At 74.9% G+C, this 5,759-nt stretch carries 7 protein-coding genes and 2 pseudogenes; 2 read left to right on the plus strand and 7 right to left on the minus strand.

Annotation, left to right across the window (positions count from 1 at the left end; translation table 11 throughout):
• Nucleotides 1–629 precede the first annotated feature (629 nt).
• The 5 genes from D476_RS0124200 to D476_RS39970 all read right to left on the minus strand — a co-directional run bounded on the left by D476_RS0124200 (nt 630) and on the right by D476_RS39970 (nt 3,822).
• Nucleotides 630–914 carry a hypothetical protein gene (locus tag D476_RS0124200; protein WP_017626500.1) on the minus strand — a complete coding sequence of 95 codons (285 nt, stop codon included), beginning with the start codon at nt 912–914 and terminating at the stop codon, nt 630–632.
• 115 nt (nt 915–1,029) lie between these two features.
• Nucleotides 1,030–1,731 (minus strand): DUF2306 domain-containing protein, encoded by a 702-nt coding sequence (locus D476_RS0124205; RefSeq protein WP_239648813.1) that lies wholly within the window; start codon nt 1,729–1,731, stop codon nt 1,030–1,032.
• 100 nt (nt 1,732–1,831) lie between these two features.
• Nucleotides 1,832–2,500 (minus strand): response regulator, encoded by a 669-nt coding sequence (locus D476_RS0124210; protein ID WP_020380492.1) that lies wholly within the window; start codon nt 2,498–2,500, stop codon nt 1,832–1,834.
• Complete coding sequence (locus D476_RS0124215; RefSeq protein WP_026123813.1) at nt 2,497–3,645, minus strand: sensor histidine kinase; 1,149 nt, start codon at nt 3,643–3,645, stop codon at nt 2,497–2,499. The genes D476_RS0124210 and D476_RS0124215 overlap by 4 nt, the downstream gene beginning before the upstream one ends.
• A gap of 9 nt (nt 3,646–3,654) precedes the next feature.
• Nucleotides 3,655–3,822 carry a hypothetical protein gene (locus D476_RS39970; protein WP_338036256.1) on the minus strand — a complete coding sequence of 56 codons (168 nt, stop codon included), beginning with the start codon at nt 3,820–3,822 and terminating at the stop codon, nt 3,655–3,657.
• Between D476_RS39970 and D476_RS34355 the strand changes: the two genes are divergently transcribed.
• Nucleotides 3,743–4,162 carry a TetR/AcrR family transcriptional regulator C-terminal domain-containing protein gene (locus tag D476_RS34355; protein ID WP_338036257.1) on the plus strand — a complete coding sequence of 140 codons (420 nt, stop codon included), beginning with the start codon at nt 3,743–3,745 and terminating at the stop codon, nt 4,160–4,162. The two genes, D476_RS39970 and D476_RS34355, sit on opposite strands and share 80 nt — an antisense overlap.
• Nucleotides 4,163–4,355: 193 nt before the next feature.
• Nucleotides 4,356–5,010 (plus strand): annotated as a pseudogene (locus D476_RS39975) (lytic polysaccharide monooxygenase).
• A 76-nt stretch (nt 5,011–5,086) separates the two neighbouring features.
• On the opposite strand, the gene D476_RS0124230 reads toward D476_RS39975, so the two are convergent.
• Entirely contained in the window at nt 5,087–5,479 is a 393-nt protein-coding gene (locus D476_RS0124230; protein ID WP_017626506.1) for a VOC family protein, read from the minus strand.
• Between the two features lie 78 nt (nt 5,480–5,557).
• Nucleotides 5,558–5,644 (minus strand): annotated as a pseudogene (locus tag D476_RS39370) (type II toxin-antitoxin system prevent-host-death family antitoxin); the annotation flags it as partial.
• Nucleotides 5,645–5,759 lie beyond the last annotated feature (115 nt).

Genomic DNA, 5,759 nt, shown 5'->3' on the forward strand with positions numbered 1-5,759 from the left:
CGACCAGCTCCAGCGACTCGTCCATGGACTCCGGGTCCGGCGAGGTGAACCGGCGGGCCGACGACGGGGGCGGCACCGGCCGCCTCCCGCCCTCCGGGCGCGCCGCCCCTCCGCCCCGCGCCCCGCCCGGCCCCTCGGACAGCCTTCCGACCAGGTGGACGACGGTCGCGCGCACCCGGCGGAAGGACAGCGGCCACCCCGCGGCCGGGACCGACACCAGACCGGCCCGGGCGCCGGTGTCGATGCTGGCCAGCAGGGGCCGCGTCCCCACCCGCCGCGGCAGGTCGGTCAGCGCGATCAGCAGGTCCCACCCCTCCCGGCGCCGCAGCCGGCGCGCGGGGGAGGCCAGCGGGATGTCGCCGTGCTCGTCCAGNACCGCACCGCCGACGGCGAGGGACAGCTCGCCGGGGAGCCGGTCCGCGAGCCGCTCCGCCATCTCGGCGGGCAGCCCGGGGTCGCAGACGAGGCCGACGACGACCACGTCCCGTCCCTCCGGGCCGCCGCCCCCTTCGGCCATCGAACCGCCCCCCGACGCCTCACACGTGCCCGACCGGCCCATTCGCAACGCTGACCACCGCACTACCCCCGGTGCGGGGCATCGACGCACCGCACCGGGACCGGGGCCACGGTCAGTACGGGGCGTTGAGGCAGGCGCGCTTGGCGACCTTGTCCCAGACACCGTTCTCGGTCAGCAGCGTGATGCACTCCTGGACCGAGTACACGCCCCGCTCGCACGCGATCACCCGCGTGCCCGTGTGCCCGTACCCGGCCCGCTTCAGGTAGTTCAGGCAGTCGGAGACCGACGCCGATGCGGGGGCGGCGGCCGTGGCGGCGCCGCCGAAGGCGCCCGCGGTCAACGCGGCGGCCAGGAGCGCGGTCCGGAGCTTCCGGGCGACTGTGGTGGCAGAGGACATCCGAAGCCTTTCGTGATGGGGGAGGCCGGGCGCCGACGTACCGTTCCGATGCGTCCCGGCCCGGATGAACCCTATAGGTGGAAAACGGCTCGTTTACAGGATTCTCAGGCGGTTCTCAGCTGGGCCCGGGGCGAGGCGGCCGCCGAACGGGGGAGCGCCCGCGCATCCTCCGGATCGCCCATTCGGCGACGACGGCGTTGACCGCCCACCCCGCGCCCATGGCCACCGCCCTGGCCGGCTGGTCGAACTCGGCTCCGGCCAGCATCCACGGCAGGTGCGTGAACACCTGGGTCCCCGCGCCCTGCCCGATGGCGTACGCGCGGATCATCCACGCGCCGTGCCGGGCGATGTCCCGGCGCCGGACCGCCAGGACCGCCAGGACGAGGAACGCGGCCATGGCCACCCCGGTCACCAGCCGGATCACGGTGAGCGCCCCCGTGTCGATCGCCGGAATGTCGGAGAGCACCGTCATCCACACCCCGGTCAGCGCCGCCGTGAGACCGAGCGGGACGAGGAGGCGCCCGGACACGCGGTGCCACCGCCTGCGGCGCAGGCGCGGAACGAACTGCAATGCGCCGAGAACGCAGTACGGACTCGCGGCCGCGATGTGCAGCACGATGGGGACCGGTGATGCGAAGAAGCGGGCGTTCTCCGCCGTCACCGGGGCGTCCGCGGCCAGTTCGCCGACGCGGAACGCCCCGGCGATCGCGGGGACGGCGCTCAACAGGATCAGCAGGGCGGGCACGACCCACTCGCGTGCCGTGGGGGCGGGGCCCACGGGGCGGGGCGCGGAGGGGCTCTTCCGAATCGTCGACATGCCCTGATCGTGGCCGCGCGGCCGGTGCCCGGTCATCGGAGTTCAGGCCGGAACGGGACCGGCCGAAAGTACGAGTGAGGCCCCGTTCCCCCGGCGCCGCCTACCGGCCGCGCCCCCGGCGGACGCGGCCGGTCTCGTAGGCCCACATCGCGATCTCGACGCGGTTCCGCGCCCCCAGCTTCGCCATCAGGCTCGCGATGTGCGTCTTGACCGTGCTCAGCGAGATATGGCACTCGGCGGCGATCTCCCCGTTGGTCCGTCCGCGGGCCACCGCGTCCAGGATCTCCTCCTCCCGGCCGGTGAGCGGTTCGACCGGCTGCACCGGCGGCCCCGCAGGGCCCGAGTCGGCGAACGCCTCCAGCAGCCGGGCGGTCACCCCCGGGGCGATGAGCGCCTCGCCCGAAGCCGCGGCGCGCACCGCCTGAACGAGCATGCCGGTCCCCGCGTCCTTCAGCAGGAAGCCGCGGGCGCCCGCCCGCAGCGCGGCGTAGACGTACTCGTCGTGGTCGAACACCGTGATGACCACGACGGCGAGCGGGTCCGGCACCCCGGGCCCGGCGAGGGCGCGCGTGGCCTCCACCCCGTCCGTGCCGGGCATCCGGATGTCGAACAGGCACACGTCCGGGCGCAGGCGCCGGGCCAGCGCGACCGCCTCCCGGCCGTCGGCGGCCTGCCCCACGACCCCGATGCCGGGCTGGGCGTCCAGGATCATGCACAGGCCGGTGCGGACGATCTCCTGGTCGTCGGCCACGACCACCCGGATGCTCATGCGGCGCCCCCGGACAAGGGCAGCACGGCGGTCACGGCCCACCCGCGCCCGGGGACCGGGGCGGCCTCGCAGGCGCCCCCGAGCAGCTCCGCGCGCTCCTTCATCCCGGTGATCCCGTACCCGGGCGGCTCGGCGGCGCGGTACCGGGGCCCGTGCTCGCCGTCGTCGCTCACCCGCAGGCGCACGGCATCGGCGTCGGCGTCGACGCGCACCTCGACGCGGGTGGCGTTGCGGGCGTGCCGCCGGGCGTTGGTGACCGCCTCCCGGGCGAGGCGGTGGACGGCCGCGGCGACCGCCGGCGGGACGTCGTCGAACGCCCCGGCCACCTCCACCCCGACCTCGGGGCCCGGCCCCGACCGGGTCGCGAGCCGCTCCAGGTCGGCGATGCCGGGTGCGGGCGCCGTCTGGGCCGGGTCGTCCCGGCGCAGGGCCCGGACCAGGGTGCGCATCTCGGCCAGGGTGCGTGCGGCCTCGGACTCGATCACCGCGAGCGCCTCGACGGCGGCCTCCGGCCTCACCGGCGCGACCGCCTGTCCCGCCTGGGCCCGGATCGCCATCGCCGAGACGTGGTGGGCGACGGTGTCGTGCAGGTCGCGGGCGATCCGCTCGCGCTCGCGGAGCCGGGCGCCCTCCAGCTCGCGCTCCCGGGCCCGGCTCCGGTACCGCAGGGCCGCCCCCAGGGCGCCGGCGGCGACGACGACCGCGCCGCCGCCCAGGGCGTCGGCGATGCCGGTGTCCGGTGCGTCGAAGGCGGGGCCGACCGACCCCGCCAGGGCGACGACGGCGGCGCCGACCGCGATCTGCCGCCCGGAGCCCCAGCGCACCAGGGCGAAGGGCAGCAGGAGGAGGTACACCGAGGAGTACATCTCCCCGGACCGGCCGAGGCTGGCCAGCGAGAGCAGCGCCCCGCCGCCGAAGGCGGCGGCAGCGGCGGCCAGGGGACGGGTGCGCCGCCACAGCAGCACGGGGGCGAGCCCGGCGACCAGCGCGGCGGTCGCCTCCCGCCACGGCAGGTCGGGCCGCAGGGCGCCCTCGGCGAGCGCGGCCGCCGCGCACACGCCGACGAGCGCCCAGTCCCACCCCGTGCGTCCGGGGACGCGCGGGGGAGGGGGCTCATCCCAGAGGGACCGGAGGAGGCCGCGCACGGCAACAGGCTAGCGGGAGGGCGCCCCGGCGGGCCGGGGCACCGGATCCGGCGCGGGCGCCCGGACGGCCTTGGCCAGCCGCCACACGATGAACGAGATCTCCGCGACCGCCGCCGGTGTCATGGCTAAAGGCGAGATCGCCGCCCCGACGCCGGGGGCCAGGAGCCGGGAGGACACGCCCGTCAGGTGTCCCGCGGCTCCGATCACCAGCAGCACCCCCAGCGCCTCGGCGGGCGGCTTCTCGGTCGCGGGCGCGGCGCACGCGCTGTCGGTGCTCGACGGATACGCCTACGGCTTCGTACTCCAGCAGCTCAGCCTTCCCTTCGCCGCGCCCGGCGGCGCCGGGGACGTGGCGGGCGCGATGCCGGAGGAGATGCCCCGCGACGCCTACCCGCACCTCGCCGAGATGATCGGCGAACTCGCGCTGAAGCCCGGCTACACCTACACCGACGAGTTCGAGACGGGCTTGGAGCTGATCCTCTACGGGCTGGAGCGGGGGCGCGAGAGCCGGGCATGAGACGGCCCCGCCGCCCTCCGGGACGGCGGGGCCGCGGCCCGTATCAGTGGCCGCCGGTGTGGCCGCCGGACCCGTGGTCGAACCGCGTCAGGTCCGTCCTCCGCATCCGCCGGTCGCGGAACGTTTCGGCCGCGGCACGCAGGGTAGAAATGGGAGCGCTCCCACAGCCCCGCAACCGGCCACGGAGACGACCATGAACCGTCGTACACATCCCCCCGACCCCCGACGCGCCCTCCGCCCCCTCACCGTGCTCGCCGCGGCGGCCCTCGCCCTCATCCCCTGGGCGTCCCCGGCCTCCGCGCACGGGTCGATCATCGACCCGGCCTCCCGCAACTACGGCTGCTGGGAGCGCTGGGGCGACGACCACCTCAACCCGGACATGGCGCAGGAAGACCCCATGTGCTGGCAGGCATGGCAGGACGACCCCAACGCCATGTGGAACTGGAACGGGCTGTACCGCGACAACGTGGGCGGCGACCACCGCGGCGCCGTCCCCGACGGGCAGCTGTGCAGCGGCGGGGGGGGGGGGGGGGGGNGACGAGCCGGGGGCCTGGAAGACCACCGACGTGGGCTCCGACATCACGATGCACCTGTACGACCAGGCGAGCCACGGCGCCGACTACTTCCGGGTCTACGTCACCCGCCAGGGCTACGACCCCGAGACCGAGCCGCTGACCTGGGGCGACCTGGAGCTCGTGCGCGAGACCGGGTCCTATGCGCCCGCCGAGGACATCACGTTCGACATCAGCGCCCCCGGGCGCACCGGCCACCACGTCGTGTTCACGATCTGGAAGGCCTCGCACATGGACCAGAACTACTACATCTGCAGTGACGTGAACTTCACCTAGGAACGGCGACCGGAACGGCCGCGGACCCGCCCCCCATCGAGCGGCCGGGGGCGGGTCCGCGGTTCCGCCCCCGGCGTCACCCCTTCGCCTGGTCCGCCCGATCCGGACTGCACATCTGCAGACGGTTCCCGAACGGGTCGTAGAAGGAGCAGAACACGACGTAGCCCGGGAAGACGACCGGTTCGTCGCAGCGGACACCGCGCTCGGTCAGCTCCCGGTGCGCCTCGTGGCAGTCGGCGACATCGAGAACGACCGTCGTCTCCTCCGGGACGCCCGGCCGCCGTTCGGAGGAGACGTGCGTGATCGCCAGATTCCCCGACCGCTCGCCCGTGCCGAACTCGATCCATCCGGCGTCCGGAAGGTCGTAGAGCGGCTCGCCGAGCCCGAGGACGTCCCGGTAGAAGCGACGGCCTTCGTCGAGGTCGGGAACGGGGACGGAGACGACGTTGATGCCCTGGAACATGCCCATGGTGGATCCCGGACCTCCTCGGTGGAACGGACGGACGGCACGTGAGCCTAGGGCCGACCACCGACGGTCCGAGGGCCCGGCCTCCAGCTCCTCGATCGCTTCGGCCAACCGTCGGGCGTTCTCCGGGCTCCGCAGCAGATGGGCGGTCTCGTCGGGGGACTCGTACACGGGAACCTCCCCTTCATGAGCGTGCGCGTCCAGCATGTCGTGCGACCGTCGGCGGCGCGGGGAGAATCCGGAACGAGTCCTAGGTGTGGTGTTCGGGGAGGTTGGGAACACG

The organism is Nocardiopsis chromatogenes YIM 90109 (assembly GCF_000341185.1).
GTDB classification, from domain to species: Bacteria; Actinomycetota; Actinomycetes; order Streptosporangiales; family Streptosporangiaceae; genus Nocardiopsis_A; species Nocardiopsis_A chromatogenes.

Coding starts and splice junctions, on each gene's coding strand:
- D476_RS0124200 (WP_017626500.1), bottom strand. CDS start 914: ATGTCCTCTGCCACCACAGTCGCCCGGAAGCTCCGGACCGCGCTCCTG.
- D476_RS0124205 (WP_239648813.1), bottom strand. CDS start 1,731: ATGTCGACGATTCGGAAGAGCCCCTCCGCGCCCCGCCCCGTGGGCCCC.
- D476_RS0124210 (WP_020380492.1), bottom strand. CDS start 2,500: ATGAGCATCCGGGTGGTCGTGGCCGACGACCAGGAGATCGTCCGCACC.
- D476_RS0124230 (WP_017626506.1), bottom strand. CDS start 5,479: ATGGGCATGTTCCAGGGCATCAACGTCGTCTCCGTCCCCGTTCCCGAC.